General features: G+C 71.1%; 14 protein-coding genes. 5 read left to right on the top strand and 9 right to left on the bottom strand.

Translation table 11 applies throughout. The annotated features are described in order from the left end of the window. Positions 1 to 369 precede the first annotated feature (369 nt). Positions 370 to 1,308 carry an SDR family NAD(P)-dependent oxidoreductase gene (locus ACFYPS_RS25090; protein WP_387327327.1) on the bottom strand — a complete coding sequence of 313 codons (939 nt, stop codon included), beginning with the start codon at positions 1,306 to 1,308 and terminating at the stop codon, positions 370 to 372. A gap of 169 nt (positions 1,309 to 1,477) precedes the next feature. On the opposite strand from ACFYPS_RS25090, the gene ACFYPS_RS25085 reads away from it, so the two are divergent. Beyond that, a complete protein-coding gene (locus ACFYPS_RS25085; protein ID WP_387327324.1) occupies positions 1,478 to 2,383 on the top strand; it encodes a LysR family transcriptional regulator in 906 nt (301 codons plus the stop codon). Positions 2,384 to 2,428: 45 nt separating this feature from the next. Here ACFYPS_RS25085 and ACFYPS_RS25080 read toward each other — a convergent pair whose 3' ends face one another. The 5 genes from ACFYPS_RS25080 to ACFYPS_RS25060 all read right to left on the bottom strand — a co-directional run bounded on the left by ACFYPS_RS25080 (position 2,429) and on the right by ACFYPS_RS25060 (position 7,443). Further along, on the bottom strand, positions 2,429 to 3,355 hold the full coding sequence (locus ACFYPS_RS25080; protein ID WP_387327322.1) for an acetamidase/formamidase family protein: 927 nt from the start codon (positions 3,353 to 3,355) through the stop codon (positions 2,429 to 2,431). A 55-nt stretch (positions 3,356 to 3,410) separates the two neighbouring features. Next, positions 3,411 to 4,829, bottom strand: a complete 1,419-nt coding sequence (locus tag ACFYPS_RS25075) for a WGR domain-containing protein (RefSeq protein WP_387327319.1) — start codon at positions 4,827 to 4,829, stop codon at positions 3,411 to 3,413. Positions 4,830 to 4,981: 152 nt separating this feature from the next. Further along, complete coding sequence (locus ACFYPS_RS25070; RefSeq protein ID WP_387327316.1) at positions 4,982 to 5,779, bottom strand: SAM-dependent methyltransferase; 798 nt, start codon at positions 5,777 to 5,779, stop codon at positions 4,982 to 4,984. A 126-nt stretch (positions 5,780 to 5,905) separates the two neighbouring features. After that, entirely contained in the window at positions 5,906 to 6,286 is a 381-nt protein-coding gene (locus ACFYPS_RS25065) for a YccF domain-containing protein (protein ID WP_387327313.1), read from the bottom strand. Further along, positions 6,283 to 7,443 carry an ROK family protein gene (locus ACFYPS_RS25060; protein ID WP_387327310.1) on the bottom strand — a complete coding sequence of 387 codons (1,161 nt, stop codon included), beginning with the start codon at positions 7,441 to 7,443 and terminating at the stop codon, positions 6,283 to 6,285. The genes ACFYPS_RS25065 and ACFYPS_RS25060 overlap by 4 nt, the downstream gene beginning before the upstream one ends. A gap of 41 nt (positions 7,444 to 7,484) precedes the next feature. Here ACFYPS_RS25060 and ACFYPS_RS25055 point away from each other — a divergent pair, with 41 nt between their 5' ends. Next, the gene (locus ACFYPS_RS25055; RefSeq protein ID WP_387327307.1) at positions 7,485 to 8,711 is read left to right on the top strand and encodes an MFS transporter; all 1,227 of its coding nucleotides are present in this window, start codon (positions 7,485 to 7,487) and stop codon (positions 8,709 to 8,711) included. A gap of 49 nt (positions 8,712 to 8,760) precedes the next feature. Here ACFYPS_RS25055 and ACFYPS_RS25050 read toward each other — a convergent pair whose 3' ends face one another. Next, a complete protein-coding gene (locus tag ACFYPS_RS25050) occupies positions 8,761 to 10,386 on the bottom strand; it encodes a glycoside hydrolase family 43 protein (RefSeq protein ID WP_387327304.1) in 1,626 nt (541 codons plus the stop codon). A gap of 290 nt (positions 10,387 to 10,676) precedes the next feature. On the opposite strand from ACFYPS_RS25050, the gene ACFYPS_RS25045 reads away from it, so the two are divergent. Continuing rightward, on the top strand, positions 10,677 to 11,663 hold the full coding sequence (locus ACFYPS_RS25045) for a LacI family DNA-binding transcriptional regulator (RefSeq protein ID WP_387327666.1): 987 nt from the start codon (positions 10,677 to 10,679) through the stop codon (positions 11,661 to 11,663). Between the two features lie 70 nt (positions 11,664 to 11,733). Here the strand turns inward: ACFYPS_RS25045 and ACFYPS_RS25040 are convergent, their stop codons facing one another. Further along, a complete protein-coding gene (locus tag ACFYPS_RS25040) occupies positions 11,734 to 13,107 on the bottom strand; it encodes a serine hydrolase (RefSeq protein ID WP_387327301.1) in 1,374 nt (457 codons plus the stop codon). Between the two features lie 332 nt (positions 13,108 to 13,439). On the opposite strand from ACFYPS_RS25040, the gene ACFYPS_RS25035 reads away from it, so the two are divergent. Continuing rightward, the gene (locus ACFYPS_RS25035) at positions 13,440 to 15,527 is read left to right on the top strand and encodes a cellulose binding domain-containing protein (protein ID WP_387327298.1); all 2,088 of its coding nucleotides are present in this window, start codon (positions 13,440 to 13,442) and stop codon (positions 15,525 to 15,527) included. Between the two features lie 240 nt (positions 15,528 to 15,767). Next, entirely contained in the window at positions 15,768 to 16,007 is a 240-nt protein-coding gene (locus ACFYPS_RS25030) for a hypothetical protein (protein ID WP_387327295.1), read from the top strand. Positions 16,008 to 16,355: 348 nt separating this feature from the next. Here the strand turns inward: ACFYPS_RS25030 and ACFYPS_RS25025 are convergent, their stop codons facing one another. After that, complete coding sequence (locus ACFYPS_RS25025) at positions 16,356 to 16,529, bottom strand: hypothetical protein (protein ID WP_387327292.1); 174 nt, start codon at positions 16,527 to 16,529, stop codon at positions 16,356 to 16,358. Positions 16,530 to 17,336: the final 807 nt, after the last annotated feature.

Genomic DNA, 17,336 nt, shown 5'->3' with positions numbered 1-17,336 from the left:
CGGGGGGCCGGGGGGGGGTGGGGGGGGGGGGGGGGGGGGGGGGGGGGGGGGGGGGGGGGGGGGGGGGGGGGCGGCGCCCCCCCCCCCCCCCCCACGACTGCGTCATGGGCCGTCCGGAAGGGCGGTCGTTGTCCGGGGTGTCAGCCGGCGGTGCAGGAGCGGACCTGTGGTCGGGCGCTGCTGTTGCCGTATGCTGGATCATCCCCGTCGTGACGCTCGATCCCAGGCTGGAGCCAGCGTGCGGACCGCCTCGAGGGTGGCGGCCCGCTGCCGTGAACGCTGACTCGATCACGCTGTTGCATGATTCGGCTCAGGGCGTGACCCGGAAACCTGCCGGAACTATCGGCACGGTCGGGCCGGAAGCTCCGGTCAGCTGCGCTGTGCGTCGGCGAGCATGTCGAGCGACACCTGCCACAGGCGCTCGGCTGCCGTGGGGTCGAGGGCGTGGTCGGCGACGCCCTCAAGCGGCGTCTCGGGGTTGTAGCGCGGCGCCTCGTTGCAGTCCTCGAAGTACCGGCCGCCGATGCCCTCCAGCTGCGGCCAGGCCGCGAGCAGCACGGAGGTGGCGGCGCCCTGCTGCGGGGTCTTGAAGTCGTACGCCGGAAGCTGCGCCAGGTCCTCCTCGGTGAGGTGACGCCCCAGGTTGCTGGTGACCGCGCCCGGGTTGGCCGCGTTGACGGTGATGCCGTCGCCGGCCCAGCGCCTGTTCGCCTCGACCGCGAACAGCGCGGTGGCCGTCTTCGACTCGCCGTAGGCGAGGAGACGGTCGTAGGGGCGCTCGCGGAAGTTGACGTCGTCGAAGACCATCGGCGCCTGCACGTGTGCGATCGAGCTGAGCGACACCACGCGGGCCCGGCCGGCCGCCGCGAGGGCCGGGTGCAGCCCGTTGGCGAGCGCGAAGTGGCCGAGGTGGTTGGTCGCGAACTGCAGCTCCCAGCCCTCCGCCGTCCGCGTCTCGGGGGTCGCCGACACCCCGGCGTTGTTGACCAGAATGTGCAGCGGGCCTTCCCAGGCGCTGACGAAGGCGGCGACCGACCCCTGGTCGGAGAGGTCCAGGGGAACGACCTGGATCAGCTGGCTCCCGGTGTTGGCGCGGATGTCCTCCGCTGTCCGCTCGCCGGCGTCCACGCTTCGTACCGCCAAGGTCACCGCGGCACCCGCGGCTGCGAGCGCTCGGGCCGTTTCGACACCGATGCCCGACGAGGCGCCGGTGACGACGGCGCGCTGCCCGGTGAGGTCGACGCCGGCGACGACGTCGCCCGCGGTGGACCGGGCGTCGAAAGGCGTGGTGACGCGCTGTGCATTCATGATCGTATTCCTTAGATAGCTCGTGGTTTCGTGTCCGGGGGCGACGATCGGGCCGGCAACTGTGCTTCGGCCCGACGGGTACGCCCGGCGATCGCTCCAGGAACCATCCTGCGCGGCGGTCTTCGAAGCGCCCAACACACGCTTCCTGGCATGGCTACAGTCTGTCCCTGTGACCACCCCTGAACTGCGGCAACTGCGCTATTTCCTGGTGCTCGCGGAGGAATTGAGCTTCACTCGGGCGGCCGCCCGCCTGATGATCGCTCAGCAGTCCCTGTCCCAGCAGATCACCGCCCTGGAACGCATCCTCGGGGTGAGGCTGTTCGAGCGCGACAGCCGCGGCACCACCCTGACCGACATTGGCGCCCTGTTCGTCGCCGAGGCCCGTGCCGTGACGGACCGTGCCGAGGAGGCCGTCGCCATCGTGGGACGGGCCCGGCGGGGAGAGGTTGGCAGCCTCAACGTGGCCTTTCTGACCTCCGTCGCCAACCACCTTCTGCCCCCGGTGGTCCGAGCCGTGCGTGACCAACTACCCGACCTTCGCCTGACGACCGAGTCCACCACCATCGCGCCCCTGGTCGAGGGGGTCTTCGGAGGGCGTTACGACGCCGCCTTCACCCGGACTCCGCTCACCCCGGGCCTGCATTCGATGACTCTGGCGACCGAGCCGGTGTGCGCCGTACTGCCCGAGGGTCACCCGCTCGCCGAGCGCGCCGCGCTGAAGCTCGCCGACCTGGCGAACGAACCGTGGGTGATGACCCCGCGCAGCTCGTGGGAACCCTGGCACCGCGCCTACGACGATCAGTTCCACGAAGCGGGCTTCGTCCCAGACATCGTCCAGGAGGAAGCCAACGTGCAGAGCCTGCTCGGTCTGGTCGCCGCGGGAATCGGAGTCACCCGGCTCGCCCGCTCGGCACGCAGCCTTCGCCGCACGGGCGTGGTGTTCGTCCCGCTGACCGGCGCCGTCGCGCGCACCGAGATGGTGTGGCTGTCGGGCAACGCCTCACCCGCCCTGCGCCGGCTCCTGGACGTGGTCACCGAACTCTCCGCAACGACCGACCTCACCGAGACGGGCTGAGCAGCGCGCTCCCCGTGACACGCGAGCCCCCGGACGGGCCACTCCTCAGCGCAGCGCGTCGTCGCGGAGTACGGCGTGCGCGCCGACGGTCTGGTTGACGATCTGCGTCACCCGTACGTCGACCGCGACGCTGGCCAGCGCGACGGCGTCCGGACGGCTGACGCCGTGCAGCCGTTGCATCAGGGTCAGCATCGAGTCCAGAGCCATGAAGGTCGCGTCGTCGAGGGTCGCTCCGACGCCGAGCGTCAGCCAGGCGTCCGCGGTTCGGGCCACCGGGCCGGTGATCGGGAAGTCGTCGCGGACGTCCACGGTCAGCGTCACCTCGTCCATCGGACACTCGATCGCGGTACCGCCGACCTCGCCGTCGCCCTGCGCGGCGTGCCCGTCCCCGACGGAGAACAGTGCCCCGTCGACCGGGATCGGCAGCAGCAGGGTGGCGCCGACGGTCAGGTCCTTGCAGTCCAGGTTGCCGCCCCAGGGCCGGGGCGGGACCGTCGAGTGCCGCCCCGGCTCGGCCGGCGGCATGCCGAGCACCCCCATGAAGGGGCGCAGCGTGACCGTGTGGCCGTGCTGGTTGCGGCCGGTCATCGCCACCGGGTCCAATGCCCAGTCGTGCACCACCCCGTCATGCTTGACGCCGTACCGCTCGTTGAAGCCGCTCGGCCAGCCACCCGCCACGGTGGTTCCCCAGGCCGCCGGGACGATCGCGTCGATCCGCACCTCGAGGGTCTGGCCGGCGCGGGCGCCGCGGACCGCAACCGGACCGATCAGCGCGTGTCCGTGGTCGGGCTGGTGCTGCGGGACCCGCGGCCGGTCCCGGTTGCGCCCCCCGGGGTACGGGCCGGCCGACCACCAGCAATCCAGTGTGCGGTAGGTGACGGTGTCACCGGCGTCGATGCTCAGCACCGGCGGGAGGTCGGGGGAGAAATGACCGTGCAGGGTCTCGTCGCCCGGTGTGAGGGTGTGTCGCATCCGGGCAGGCTAGTTGCTGCCGCCGGGGCAGGGTAGATCCTCAACGCCCGGCAGCTCAGCGCAGCCGACGGATGTCGCCGTACGCCCGGTAGAACCCACCTCGGCCCGACTCGCGGACCTCGGTCACCAGGTAGCGGGCGCCGGGCTCGCGGATGCCCTTGGGAAACTGCACCGACCAGTCGCGCCGGTAGCCGTCGGACATCACCTGGACGCGCATCCGCCCCCGGTCGGTCAGGCACTGCACCACCACGCCCGCCCCGGCGTCGCTGGTCACCTCGACCACCGTCGGCTCCACGGTCCGCGGCGCCTGGCGGGGCGCCTTGACGTCCAGCACGTCCGGCACGTCCCCGGCCTGGGCCGCCCGGATCGCCGACTCGCTGGCATCGATGCAGGCCAGATGGCCGCCGGTGGTGACGACGTAGAGCCGATCACCGTGGTATTGCATGGAGTACGCCGAGCCACAGCCGGTGCCGAGCTTCCACAGCCGGGTGCCCGCCGCGTCGAAGCAGTAGATCGAGGACTGGCTGTCGCCGGCGAACACGAACCGGCCGCCCTCGGCGGTGGCACAGGAGAAGACCGGAGCGTCGCACCGGTAGCGGCGTTCGACCCGGCCGTCCTTGGCCAGCCGCACCACCTCGCGGGTGCCTGTGCCGGCGAACACGCTGCCGCGCTCCTGCCACCCGAAGAGCACCGAACCGGTCGTGGTGTGCCAGAGCTCGCGGCCGGTACGCCAGTCGTAGCCGGTCACCCCCTGGGAATGGCCGTGGTAGAGCGCGTCGGTGTCGCAGCGCACCATCCAGGCCGAGCGGCCCCGCCCGGGCCGGCGCCAGAGGAACTCGTCCTCGTGGTCGACGGCGGCGATCCCGCCGTCGGCGTCGGAGACGCCCAGGACGCCGTCGTGAATGTCCAGCCAGTAGATGTCGATCTCGGGGGCGATCGCGTACGCCACCCGGGGCACCTTGCCGGAGAGGTCGTAGACGTTGCCGTCGTCGCAGCCCGCGTAGACCCAGGCGTCGTCGGCGACGATGCACTTCACCCCGTCGGGGAGCCGGACCTGACCGCGCACCCGGGCGTCGTGGCCGAGGGTGGTGATCACGCCGTGCTCGTTGCCCACCATGCAGTGCTGCTCGTCGACGAAGATGCCGAAGGCGGGGGCACCGGAGTCGTAGCGCCAGAGCACCGGGGCGGTGCGGGCCGTGGAGCGGGTGCTGACGATCTGCCGCCGGGACACGCTGCGCTTCTGTCGGGCGCCGGGGACCGCCGGGGCGTACCCCTTGCGGACCTTCTCCCCGATCTTCTTCGCGGCGGCCGCTCGAGCCCGGGCGTTGTCCGGATAGGCGTTTGCCTTGACCTGCCCCTGGTCACCGATCCGGCCGTATCGCACGGTCAGTGTGGTGTCGTCGACGACGACCTCGTAGAACTTGTGCGCACCGTCCACTTCGGACAGTTCAAGGTAGGTCGTCTCCTGCGGCATGGGGGCCTCCGAGGGGGTCAGCGACCGGCCAGACGTGGCCGGCGCGGCGACAGTGCCCACACGCTAACCGCGCCCTACGACAAGATCGGCGGCTGCCGGGCACCCGCCGGCGCGACGCAGCCGGCCGACCCGACCGGCTGCGTCGGGACGATTCAGGGCTTGCGGGCCACGGCGCCGTACGCGTCGATTCCCTCGGCGTCGGCGTCGTCCGGACGCCACAGCGGGATCGGCACCAGGCCGGGCTCCACCATGGTCAGCTCCGCGAAACAGCTGGCGAGATCCTCCGGGCTGCGCAGGATGTACGGGACGCCGCCGCTCTCCGCCAACCGCTCGGCACCGGACACGACCGCCGGACTGGTGTTGGTGCCGTCCCACAGCACCAGGTGGCTGCCGGACGTGGTCGCGTCCATCGTCCGCCCGACGATGGAGCGCACGACCGCCAGGTCGGGCTCGTAGCCCAGCACGCCCATGTACATCACCGCGATGGGCTGGTCGAAGTCCAGCGTCTGGGCGGCCTCGGCGAGAATCTTCTCCGGGTCGTGGTAGTCGGCGTGCACGTAGGTGGTGACGCCCTCCGAGGTCGTGCTGGCCAGCAGCGCCCGGGCGTGCACGAGGACCATCGGGTCGTTGTCGACGTAGACGATCCGTGACTCGGGCGCGATCCCCTGGGCGACCGCGTGGGTGTTCTGCATGGTGGGCAGGCCGGTGCCGATGTCCAGGAACTGCCGGACGCCCGCCTCGGCGGCCAGATAGCGCACGGCCTGCACCAGGAACCGGCGGGACTGCTGCGCCATGACGACGATCTCCGGGTAGACCTCGGCCACGGCGTCGCCGGCCGCCCGGTCGGACTGGAAGTTGTCCTTGCCGCCCATCCAGTAGTTCCAGATTCGCGCCGCGTGCGGCACCTCGGGCTCAAGCTTCGCTGCGAGTTCGGCATCCGGGCCGGACATGCCAGGCTCCTATCGAAGGTTCGTCAGGCTGTGGACCGCCGCTGCGGTACGCCCGGCATCGTACCCGCGCGTCCACTGTCGACGGTGCCTGGCGCGGCACCACGCCATCTGTCGCGGGCAGGTGGGTCACGGCGTGTCGACGACCTCGCGGCCGAGGGGCCAGAACGCGGCCGGGACGAGCTTGAAGTTGGCGATGCCGAACGGGATTCCGATGATCGTGACGCAGAGCGCGATGCCGGCGAGGATGTGGGACAGGGCGAGCCACCAGCCCGCCAGCACCACCCACAGGATGTTCGCCAGCCCGGAGGCGACACCCGCGCCAGGCTTGGGTACCAGCGTGCGGCCGAACGGCCACAACGAGTAGACGGCGAGACGCAGCGACGCGACGCCGAAGGGGATGGTGATGACCAGGACGAAGCAGATCAGCGCGGCGATGCCGTAGCCGATCGCCAGCACGATGCCACCGCCGAAGATGAGCCACAGCACGTTCAGTACGAAGCGAATCACCCTTCCAGCATGAGCGACGCTCGCCACCGGCCACTGCGCTGGGGGAGGGGCGGATTGGATTCCGTGAGCGGGGCAAGGACCGGAATGCCGTACTGCTCGTCGAGGACCTGCATGGCGGCGCCCGCGGCGATCGCGTCAGCGCCGAGGCTCGACAGGGCAACGTCCGTGCTGAGCCAGTCCCTGCGGCGCGCGTCCGCCTGGACGGCCTGCTCGACCGCGGCGAGGTAGGTGTCCGCGTGCCGCAGGAGATCCGCGCCCGCCAGCACCACGTGGGCGAGGTCGAGTGTCTGGAGCAGGTTGACGACGCCGACTGCCAGGACGCGTGCCGCGCGAGGGATGTCTCCCGCGTCGGCGGCCTGGTTGTGGACGATCTCCAGGCAGCCGTGGCGTCCGCAGACGCAGAGGGGCCCGTCCAGATCGACGACCGTGTGGCCGAACTCTCCCGCGTTGGTGTGTGCGCCGCGGTGGGCGCCGCCGCCCAGCCAGAAGCCGCCGCCGATGCCCGACTCGACCATGATGAGGGCCGCGTCGCCGAACGTCCCGCCATGACGCCATGCCTCGGCCGTGATCCCCGCGGCGACGTCCTTGTCGAGATGCACCGGCAGGCCCAGGTACGCCTCGGCGATCTCGCGCAGCGGCACGTCGTGCCAGTGCCGCAGACCGTGTGCGTCACGCACCAGGCCATGCTCGTGGTCCAGCGGGCCGATCATGCCCAGCCCCACGCCGGTCAGTCGGCCGTGGAGGTCGTTGCCGCTGGTGATGGCGTCGATGCCAGATTTCAAGGTGTGCAGAAGCTGCTCAGGGGTGAAGTCGCTGGGTAGCGGGCTGACCGCCGAGTGGTGCACGGTGCCGGCCAGGTCGACCAGGACCAGCCGTAGAGTGCGCCTGGCGACGTGGGCGCCGATGGCGTACCGGCTGTCGGGGACCAGTTCGTAGACCACCGCGGGCTTGCCGATGGACGCGCGCCGGACACCGGCGGACCGGATCAGGCCGTCGGCGATCAGGCGGGCGATGACCTTGGAGACAGCCTGCGGGGTCAGGCCGGTGGCGTTGACGACGGTGGACCGCTCGAACGTCCGCGCGGTACGTCCCACCGCCATGACGAGCGCCTGGTTGTAGCCGCGCAGGAACGTCACGTCGGCTGTGGTGCGAGTCATCTCACCACCCTATTACGCAACGCTGTTGCTAAATTCTCTCCGTGCATGGATTGAGCAGAGGTCGACGCCTGGCCGCGGTCGTCGCCCTGGCCCTGGGTGGCGTCGCCGTCGGCCTGACCGAGTTCGTGGCGATGGGCCTGCTGCCCGAGATCGCGCGCGGGCTGCTGCCCGAGCAGTACGCCCAATCGTCGTCGGGCGCGGTGGCCCGGGCCGGCTGGATGATCACCGCCTACGCGCTCGGCGTGGTCGTCGGCGCGCCCCTGATCGCCGCCCTGAGCGCGCGCGTACCCCGCAAGAAGCTCGTGCTCGGGCTGCTCGTCCTCTTCGCGGTCGGCACGGTCGCGTCCGCGGTCGCCCCGACGTTCGGGCTGGTGCTGGTGGCGCGGTTCGTCGCGGCGCTGCCGCACGGTGCGTACTTCGGTGCGGCCGGCCTGCTCGCGGCGGCCCTGATGGGTCCGGGCAAGGAGGCACGCGGCTTCGCCACCGTGCTCAGCGGCCTGACCATCGCCAACGTGGTCGGCGTACCGCTGATCACCCGGCTCGGGCAGGCGGCAGGGTGGCGAGTCGCCTACCTGGTCATCGCCGGGGTCTTCCTGCTCACCCTGCTGGCGGTGCTGGCGGTCGTCCCGGAGGTCGCCGCGGCCGCGGGCGGCTCGCCGGGCGCCGAACTGCGGGCGCTGCGCACCTCGCAGGTCTGGCTGGTCGCGGCGACGGGAGCGGTCGGCTTCGCCGGATTCTTCGCGGTCGACTCCTACATCGCGCCGGTCACCACCGACGTCGCCGGGCTTTCGGCGGCGACGGTGCCGTGGGCGCTGGTGGCGGTGGGGCTCGGCATGACTGTCGGCAACGCCCTGGGAGGTTGGCTCGCGGACCGGGACCTGCGCCGGAGCATGATCATCGGCTTCGTCGCGATGATCGCGAGCATCGCCGTGTTCAGCCTCGTCGCGTCGACCCGCACCGGCCTGTTCGTGGGTGCGTTCCTGGTCGGCGCGACCAGCCTCTATCTGGGCCCGGTCCTGCAGGCGCGCCTGATCACCGTCGCCCCGGGAGCCCAGCTGATGGGTGCCGCGGTCAACCAGTCGGCCATGAACATCGCGAACAGCCTGGGCGCTGCGCTGGGCAGCGTCGCCATCGCCGCCGGGCTGGGCTATCTCGCACCCGCCCGGGTGGGCCTGGCCCTGGCGGTCCTCGGTCTGGTCCTGGCCGGCGTCAGCCTCGCAGCCGACCGACGCTCGCGCGAACCAGAGCCGGTCGCCGTCGCGCACTGACCCCCCGGACGGGGACGTGGGCGCGGCCGGCCGCGGGGACGGCCGCTGGTCACTGCTCCCGATAGGTGGCCAGGTCGAAATCGGCGTAGGCGCCGTCACGGCCGAGGTCCTGCACCCACAGGCCGAGGAACGCGCCGGTGAAACCCCACCCGGCCGGCTCCCCGTCGATGATCAGCGCGGCGTGCTCGTCGGACAGGATGGTCGCGTCCAGGTCCACCGGAAGCTGGCGCCAACCCGCGCCAAGGTCGTAGTCGAACCGCACGACCGGCCCGTCGAACGTCGCCCTCAGTCCGACACGGGCGACGTCGCCGGCGTCGACGGTCAGCTCGGGGTACGGGGTGCGCCGCCCGTTGTCGGAGCTGAGCAGCTCCAGGACGGTCCGCCCATCGTCGGCGCGGCTCAGGTAGAGGTGGTGCCAGTTGAGGGTGTTGTAGTAGGCGGTGATCCCGGCGAGCTGGCGGTGGTCGACCGGGTCGAACTCGACCACGGTCTCCAGCGAGCAGCGCGTCGCCCCGACGCGCCGCGCGACCAGACTGGGGCTCTGCCGGCCCACCGGCGACTGCCCGCCGTGGATCCGCAGGTACGACGGACGGGAGCGCAGGTCGAGCCAGTCCGCGCTGGCCGGCCGGCGTAACGTCGACCAGCAGCGGCCCAGCTCCGGGGCGTCGAAATGGTCCGTGGCGGGCTCCGCCGGCCACGGGTGCGCCGGCAGGTCGGGTGCCGCGACCTCCTCGGCCGGCACCCCGCCGGGGATCCGAGGCCAACCCCCCGACGGCCAGTCGACCCGCTGGATCGCGGTCTCCCGGCCGAGCACGCAGTTGCCCAGCGGCGAGTAGGGGCGGCTGGCCAGGTGCGCCAGGTACCAGCCGCCGTCCGGAGTGCGCACCAGACTGCCGTGGCCGGCCTTCTGCAGGCGCAGGTCGGGTCGGCCGACGGAGGTCAGCAGCGGGCCGCCCGGGTCCACCTCGTAGGGCCCGAACAGCTCCCGTGACCGCGCCACGGTGACCTGGTGCTCCCAACTGGTGCCACCCTCCGCGGTGATCAACCAGTACCAGCCGTCGTGGCGGTAGAGGTGCGGGCCCTCGGTCATCCCGACCGAGGTTCCGGTGAACAGGAGGCGGGGTCGGCCGACGAGAGCGCGCGCCACCCGGTCGTACTGCTGGATCTCGATGCCGCCGAAGCGGTCCCGGCCGGGTCGCCAGTCCGCACTCATGCTCAACAGCCAGGTGGTGCCGTCGTCGTCGTGGAACAGCGCGGCATCGAAACCGCGCCCGTGCAGCTGCACCGGATCCGACCAGGGTCCGGCGATATCAGGCGCGGTGACCAGGTAGTTCTGCGGATCCCAGTAGCCGCTGGCGAAGCTGGCCACGTCGCTGTAGACGAGGTGGAACTCGCCGTCGTGGTAGGTCAGGTCAGGTGCCCACACCCCGTTGGAATCCCCACAGCCGCGGAGGTCGAGCAGCCGGCGGTCGGTGATGATCCCGCCCAGGGGCCGCCAGTGCACGAGGTCACGCGAATGATGTACGAGCACCCCCGGATACCACTCGAACGTCGAGGTGGCCAGGTAGTAGTCGTCGTCGACGCGAAGGATCGACGGGTCCGGGTGGAACCCGGCGAGGACGGGGTTGCGGATCGACCGGGCAGTGGTCGTCGCGGCAGCGATGTCGGTCGACACGGGGGCTCCTCTGGGCGGCTTTCGGAAACTTCCGGGTCCGTGGACCGGAAGTTGTGGAAGCCCTGACTACGCTAGCCGTTTCATCCGCAATTAGACAGAGACCTTGACCAGTGTGGAAACAGCTCGTAGCGTGCCGGCCATCGATTGGCAGTACCGGTGATGCAACCGAAAGTTTCGGAGGATCCACTTTCTCCCAGGGCGTTGTCATGCGCTCGCCGCCTCATCGAAGACTCCAGCCAGACGAAAGGCCGACCGTGGGCTCCGACAACCGCCGAAACATCACCATCGTGATGATCGCGCGGCTGGCCGGTGTCTCCGTGCCCACGGTCTCGCGGGTCATCAACGGCCGCTCGGACGTCGCCTCACAGACCCGGGAACGGGTCGAGGAACTCCTCACCCGGCACGGCTACCGCCGCCGTTCGCCCGTCAAGGGGACCGGTGCCGCCCTGATCGACCTGGTCTTCAACGACCTGGACAGCCCGTGGGCGGTGGAGATCATCCGTGGGGTGGAGGACGTCGCCCTGAGCAGTGGCGTCGGCACCGTCGTCTCGGCCATCCACTGGCGTATCTCCTCGGCCAGGCAGTGGCTCGACAACATGCGCACCCGCTCCACCGACGGCATCATCTTCGTGACCTCGATGGTGAACCCGCCGCTCCAGGCCGAGTTGACCCGGCTCCGCCTCCCGGTGGTCATCATCGACCCGGCCGGCGTCGACCCGCAGGCGGCACCCACCATCGGCGCCACCAACTGGGCGGGCAGCCTGAGCGCCAACCAGTACCTGCTCGGCCTCGGCCACCGCCGCATCGGCTTCATCGCCGGCCCACCGCACCTGATGTGCAGCAGGGCCCGTCTGGACGGTTACCGCGCCGCCCTCGGCGTCGCCGGTGTCGCTGTCGACGACACCCTGATCCGCCCCGGCAACTTCTACCACGAGGCCGGCTACACCGCCGGTACGCAACTGCTGGCCCTGCCCGACCCGCCCACCGCCATCTTCGCCGCTAGCGACCAGATGGCGCTCGGCGTCTACGAGGCGGTCCGCAAACGTGGCCTACGGGTGCCCGACGACATGAGCGTGGTCGGCTTCGACGACCTGCCGGAGGTCCAGTGGTGCTCCCCGCCGTTGACCACGGTCCGCCAACCCCTGGCCAAGATGGGCATGCTGGCCGCGCGTACCGTGCTGCGGCTCGCCGCCGGCGAGACGATCGAGAGCCCACGCGTCGAACTCGCCACCGACCTCATCGAACGCGACAGCGCCGCAGCACCCCGGCACCGCTGACCGGACGCCGGCTCGGGGCCGCCGGATCCGCGAAGCCGCGTGCTCCAGCACCACCTGTCGAGCCGGCCGCTCAGAGGATCTTGGCGAGGGTGTCGCCGACAGCGGCGCGTACCGGGTCGGGGTCCGCCCAGCTCCAGTTGGGGTGGGCCCGGTTGGTGAGCAGCGCGAGGACGAGTTTGCGCTTCGGGTCGACCAGGAGTGAGGGGCCGGCGAAGCCGGTGTGGCCGAAGGTTTCGGGGGAGGCGAGCCTGCCCATGAACCAGGGTTGGTTGAGGACGACACCGAGGCCGTGGGCGGCGGTGCGCTTGGGGCGTTCGGGGTCGATGGCGGGTTTCCCGGCGTTGTGGTTGGCGAGCATCTGTCGAACGGTGGCGGCGGCGAGGATTCGGTTGCCCCGGTATGTGCCGCCGTTGAGGAGGAGTTCGCCGATGGCGGCCAGGTCGGTGGCGGTGGCGAAGATGCCGGCGTGACCGGCGACGCCGCCCAGGTGGTTGGCGACGTCGTCGTGGACGGTGCCGCGAAGCAGGCCGCGGGACGAGCGGGCGTCGGTGGCGACCAGACGCGTGGCCCTGGCGTCGCTGGACAACCAGGTGTTGGGGTTGAAGCCGGTGTCCCGAAGGCCGAGAGGCCCGGTGAGGTTGGCCTTGAGGGCCTGGTCGAGGCCCTGGCCGGTGACCTGTTCCACGATCTTGCCGGCGATCATGAGCCCGACGCTGGAGTAGCGGAACGTGCCCCCGGGCACGGCGCCGGAGACCAGGGGGGTGGCGAGCACGGCCTTCCAGCGTGCCGTGTTGTCCGGCAGGCCGGTGACAGTGGCGCCGACCGGGAGGCCGCTGGTGTGGGTGAGCAGCATCTCGACGGTGACCTGGTCCTTGCCGGTGCCGGTGAAGGTGGGCAGGTAGTCCACGACGGGGGCGGCGAGGTCGACACGCCCCTTGTCGACCTGTTGCAGGAGCAGGATGGCGGTGTAGACCTTGGTGACCGAGGCGAGGTCGAAGATGGAGTCGGGGCGCATCGGGACGCGCTTGTCGGCCGGGAGGAGTTTCGGGCCGGCCGCGTAGCGCAGTGCCTCCCCGAAGGCGGCGTGCACGGTCGTCTTGCCGTTGACCTGGACGAGGGCGACGGCACCGGGGAAGCCGCTGTGTTGAAAGGTCTGCGGCGTGGCGGGCAGGTGTTGCCGGAGCAGCGCGGTCACGTAGCGGGCCTGTTTCGCTGGGATGCTGCCGCCGCCGGGGGCCGCGCCCTGGTTCGCCGTGCCGGGCGTCACCGAGGGCTTCCCGGACGGGCCGAATCCCGCCCGGTTGCCGGCGGCCTCGGTCGCGCTCACCGCACTGCCCGGGTTGGTCCGGCCTGCGCCCGGCGCGCCCTTGTCGTCGCAGCCGACGACGGCGGAGGTCGCGGCGGCCAGGCTGGCCCCGAGCAGGGTACGACGGGCGACAGACATGCCCGTGATGGTGGCAGCCGGCCGGCCCGCGCGCCAGCCCCCGTCTCGCCTGGCGCAGGGGTCTCGTGGCCACTGACCACGACAGCCCTTGAGATCGTCGAATCGACCTGAGATTCTTGAACGTCGATGACACGCCGCGCGCGCGGGGCTGACACCCGTCCATGGGCAGCCGGGATCCGTTGGTGGATTCCCGGGGGGACGGTGACACGAGTGGTGGCACACCGGGAGCCGTCCGTCCACGAGTCTGCCCGCCACCGCGCCGCGTCCGCTGATGCGACCGACCCGTCACAGGCTGGGCGACTCACTGTCGTTCTCCGTGAAGGAGCACAGCCATGCCATACCCGAAAACCCGCGGGCCCCGACCCGCCCGATCCCGTCGCGCGGCTCTCCTGGCGAGCGTGCTGCTCGTCGCAGGCGCGCTCACCGGCGTCGACCCCCCGACCGCCAGCGCGGCAGCCGACCCGGTCGCCGTGACCGTGAACGCCCGGGCGGGGTTGGCGACCGTGCCCCGAACCGCACTGGGCGTCAACCACGCCATCTGGGACCAGCACCTGGGCAGCGCCCAGACGTCGGACCTGCTGCGCGACGCCGGCGTGCGGATGATGCGCTACCCCGGCGGTTCGTACGCCGACATCTACCACTGGAAGGACCACACCGCACCCGGCGGGTACGTGGCACCGGGGACCGACTTCGACACCTTCATGGCCGCGGTCCAGCGGGTCGGCGCCGAACCGATGATCATCGCCAACTACGGCACCGGCACCCCGGCCGAGGCCGCCGACTGGGTGCGGTACGCCAACGTGACCAAGGGCTATGGCGCGAAGTACTGGACCATCGGCAACGAGAATTACGGCAACGGCCACTACGGATCGGCCTGGGAGGCGGACGACCACCCGGACAAGAGCGCGACCCAGTACGCGAGACTGGTCATCGAGTACGCCGACGCGATGAAGGCGGTCGACCCGAGCATCAAGGTCGGTGCGGTGCTGACGATGCCGGGCAACTGGCCGGACGGGATCACCGCCGGCGCCGACCCGGGCCCCTGGAACCAGACCGTGCTCTCCCTCGCCGGCCCGAAGATCGACTTTGTCGACGTGCACTGGTACCCGGGTGGCACGGCCGCGGAGTCACTGGCCCGGACCAGCCACATCCCCGACGCGGCCTACCTGATCCGGCAACAACTCACCCGGCACGCCGGCCCGAACGCCGCGCGCATCGGCATCAGCTTCACCGAGTTGAACGCCGACGCGGGCCGGACCACCCAGCCGGCGGCGCTCTTCCTGGCCGACGCCTACAGCGGGCTGCTGGAAAACGGCGTCTTCACCGTGCAGTGGTGGAACGTGCACAACGGCATCGGCACGGTGTCGGAGGTGGCGGGCCAGACCGACTACGGCGACTTCGGGATGCTGTCCAGCGGCGCCTGCACGGAGGACGGCTCGGTGTGCGAGCCGCCGCTGAACACACCGTTCGCGCCCTACCACGGGCTGGCCATGATGAACGTCTTCGCCAAGGCCGGCAACCAGTTCGTCCGCGCCGGCACCGACCAGCCGCTGGTCAGCGCCCACGCGGTGCGCCGGGGCAACGGTGACCTCGCGGTGCTGCTGGTGAACAAGGACCCGGACACCGCGCATCCGGTCACCATCGACTACGCCGGGTTCACCCCGTCCGCCGCCGCGCCGACGGTCGCCACCCTCACCAACGGCGCGGCCGGCATCGCCACCAGCCAGTCCGGCTCGGCGACCAGCCGGACGCTGCCGCCGTACTCGCTGACCACGCTGGTGCTGCGCCCGGCCGGCGGGACCGCCGGGCGGCCCGCAGCGCCGGGCCAGCCTACGGCCAGCGGCGTCACCGACCGGTCCGCGACGATCTCCTGGCCGGCGTCCACCCCGGGTGGCAGCCCGATCGCCAAGTACGAGGTGTACCGGCAGAACGGGGCGGTCAGCGAGCAGCTCGGCGAGACGAGGGCCACCTCGCTCACGGTCGGCAACCTGGTGCCGGGCAGCAGGTACACCGTCAACGTGCTGACCCGCGACACCGCCGGCCGGGTGTCCTGGTCCTCACCGCCGCTCACCTTCGCCACCGGCAGCCCGACCGCCAGCGCGTGCGGCGTCCGCTTCACCACCAGCGGCGACTGGGGCAACGGCTACATCGGCGGCGTCGAGATCACCAACAGCGGGACGAGCCCGCTCAACGGCTGGACGCTCACCTGGACCTGGCCGACGGGTTGGCAGCAGGTGAGCAGCGGCTGGAACGCCACCTGGGAGCAGGTCGGCGCCGCCGTGCGGGTCACGCCCACCGACGACAACCGGCAGATCGCTGCCGGCGCTAGCGTGAGCGCCGGCTTCGTCGGCGCGTACAGCGGCCCGAACGTGCTGCCCACCGCGTTCACGCTAAACGGCATCCACTGCACGAGCGGCTGACACGACCGCCGTGGTCCGGCCGGCCCGTTCGCCGGGCCGGCCGGACCACGGGCACGGCCAGCCGCGCTGCCGTACGGTGAGCGTCGCCGTGCCGGTCACCGCCGCGTACGGGTCCCGATCGAAGCGGGTGTAGCTCCGCCGATGCGGGATCGGGTCGCCGCCGCGTGGTCAGTCAATCTCGGGCCCTATTCTGCGGCGGCACGACGGTGAGCTGGGCTCACCACTGATCGGTTCGAGAGCGTGCACGATCCGCAGGTCACCTTCGGCTGCGGCGTCCTCGTCCGTGAGCACGCGGCCGCTGCTGCCATCGGTGCTGACCAGCAGCCACCTGTCGGGATAGGTGCTCCCGCCGTCGACCAGCGCCCGGACCCCGAAGGCGCGGGCCAGGGTGATGGCCAGTTCCTGCTCCCCCTGACCGGTGGCGTCGGCGAGCTCGGTGTCACCGATGAGGGCCCGCCGAACTCCTCGTCGTCGTCGTGAGGAGTGAGCATCGCGACCGGCCGAGGGTCGTCAGCTGAGCGGTCCTGGATCCGCCCGAGGTAGATCGCCTCGGGCGCGATGCCATAGCCTTCCTTGAGGAACCGCCGGAGAGCGGTTGCGGGTATCTCATTCCGCCACAGACTCGACTGGAGCTGGAAGTTCGGTCCCCAGGACCAACAGGCAGCCTGAGTCCGGGCGGCAGCCGGGTGAGTCGCGCTGGACGACTTGGCCTTCCGGACGGCGTGAGCGTCGATTGTGTCCACCGCCCGGCTTCCTCGGCGGGGCCGGGCACACCGGTTCGGTCAGCCGGTGGGTGGCGTCTTCACGACGCCACCCACCCAATGGTTATCAGTCCGGCATGGTCGCGTATTCAGCGACGAGGTACGACCGATAGGTGATCACCGCAGGGACCGTCACGTTGAGCTTTCCCGCCGTGCTGGTCAGCATCTCCTCATATCCGAGCGGTGCACCGGTGCCTGGATCGACGATCAGGGTGTACCGGGCGGGCAGGCCGTGAGCCACAGACCGGTTCGCATGGTGAGATCGCCGTCCATCTGTGGAGCGGCGGCGAGGACTTTTTCCGGTGCTTCCGAGCGGGCGCAGGAGGACTGCGATGTGCTCGGGCGGATGTTGTATCACTCGGCCGGACTGGCGGCAAGGCTCGGTGACCGACCTGTTGCAAATCGGGGTTGACTCCATCGCGTTTCCGGGGGGGTACTGGATAGGCGTTCGCGCGGGGGCGTCGAGTGATGGGAGGACCCACATGAAGGATCGTCTGTCGGCGGGTTGAGCCGCCGCACCACTACGCGCTCGTGTAGCGCTGTCGGTGGTGAGTCCTGACCCTTTGTGGCTCGGCTTGGCCATCTGCCCTGTGTCCATGCTGCTGTCCGCGGCCTGCTGTGCGGGTTGCTGGCGATGCCTGCTGTCCTGGTGCCTGCCTGCCCCTGCGTGGGGTCTGGCGTGTTCGTTGACTCGACCACGGTGACTTCTCTTGGCCCCTGCAGGCACGAGGGTCCGCCCGGCCGGGCGTCACCTGGCAGAGCCGCGCCTGCCCGAAGGTATCGGAGCGGGCAGGCGCGACCGGGGCGGGTTCCACTCTGTTCCGCTCCTCGAACCTACAACCGCACCCTTGGAGAAGAACGTGACTACACACCACATCAACCCGGCCGAGACGGCGGCTGCTGTCCCGGTTCGTCTCCGCGCCTTGACGCCAGCCGTGGCATCGCGCGGACCGTTTGTGAACAGCCGGTGGGCCGTTGGCGTCACCTGAGCATCGACCCCACCACCCTCCCGGCGAGGCGACGCCGAGGCGGCAGCGGCTCGAAGACG

This window comes from Micromonospora sp. NPDC005087 (assembly GCF_042872965.1).
Taxonomy (GTDB): domain Bacteria; phylum Actinomycetota; class Actinomycetes; order Mycobacteriales; family Micromonosporaceae; genus Micromonospora.
This window is presented reverse-complemented; position numbering and strand designations above follow the sequence as displayed.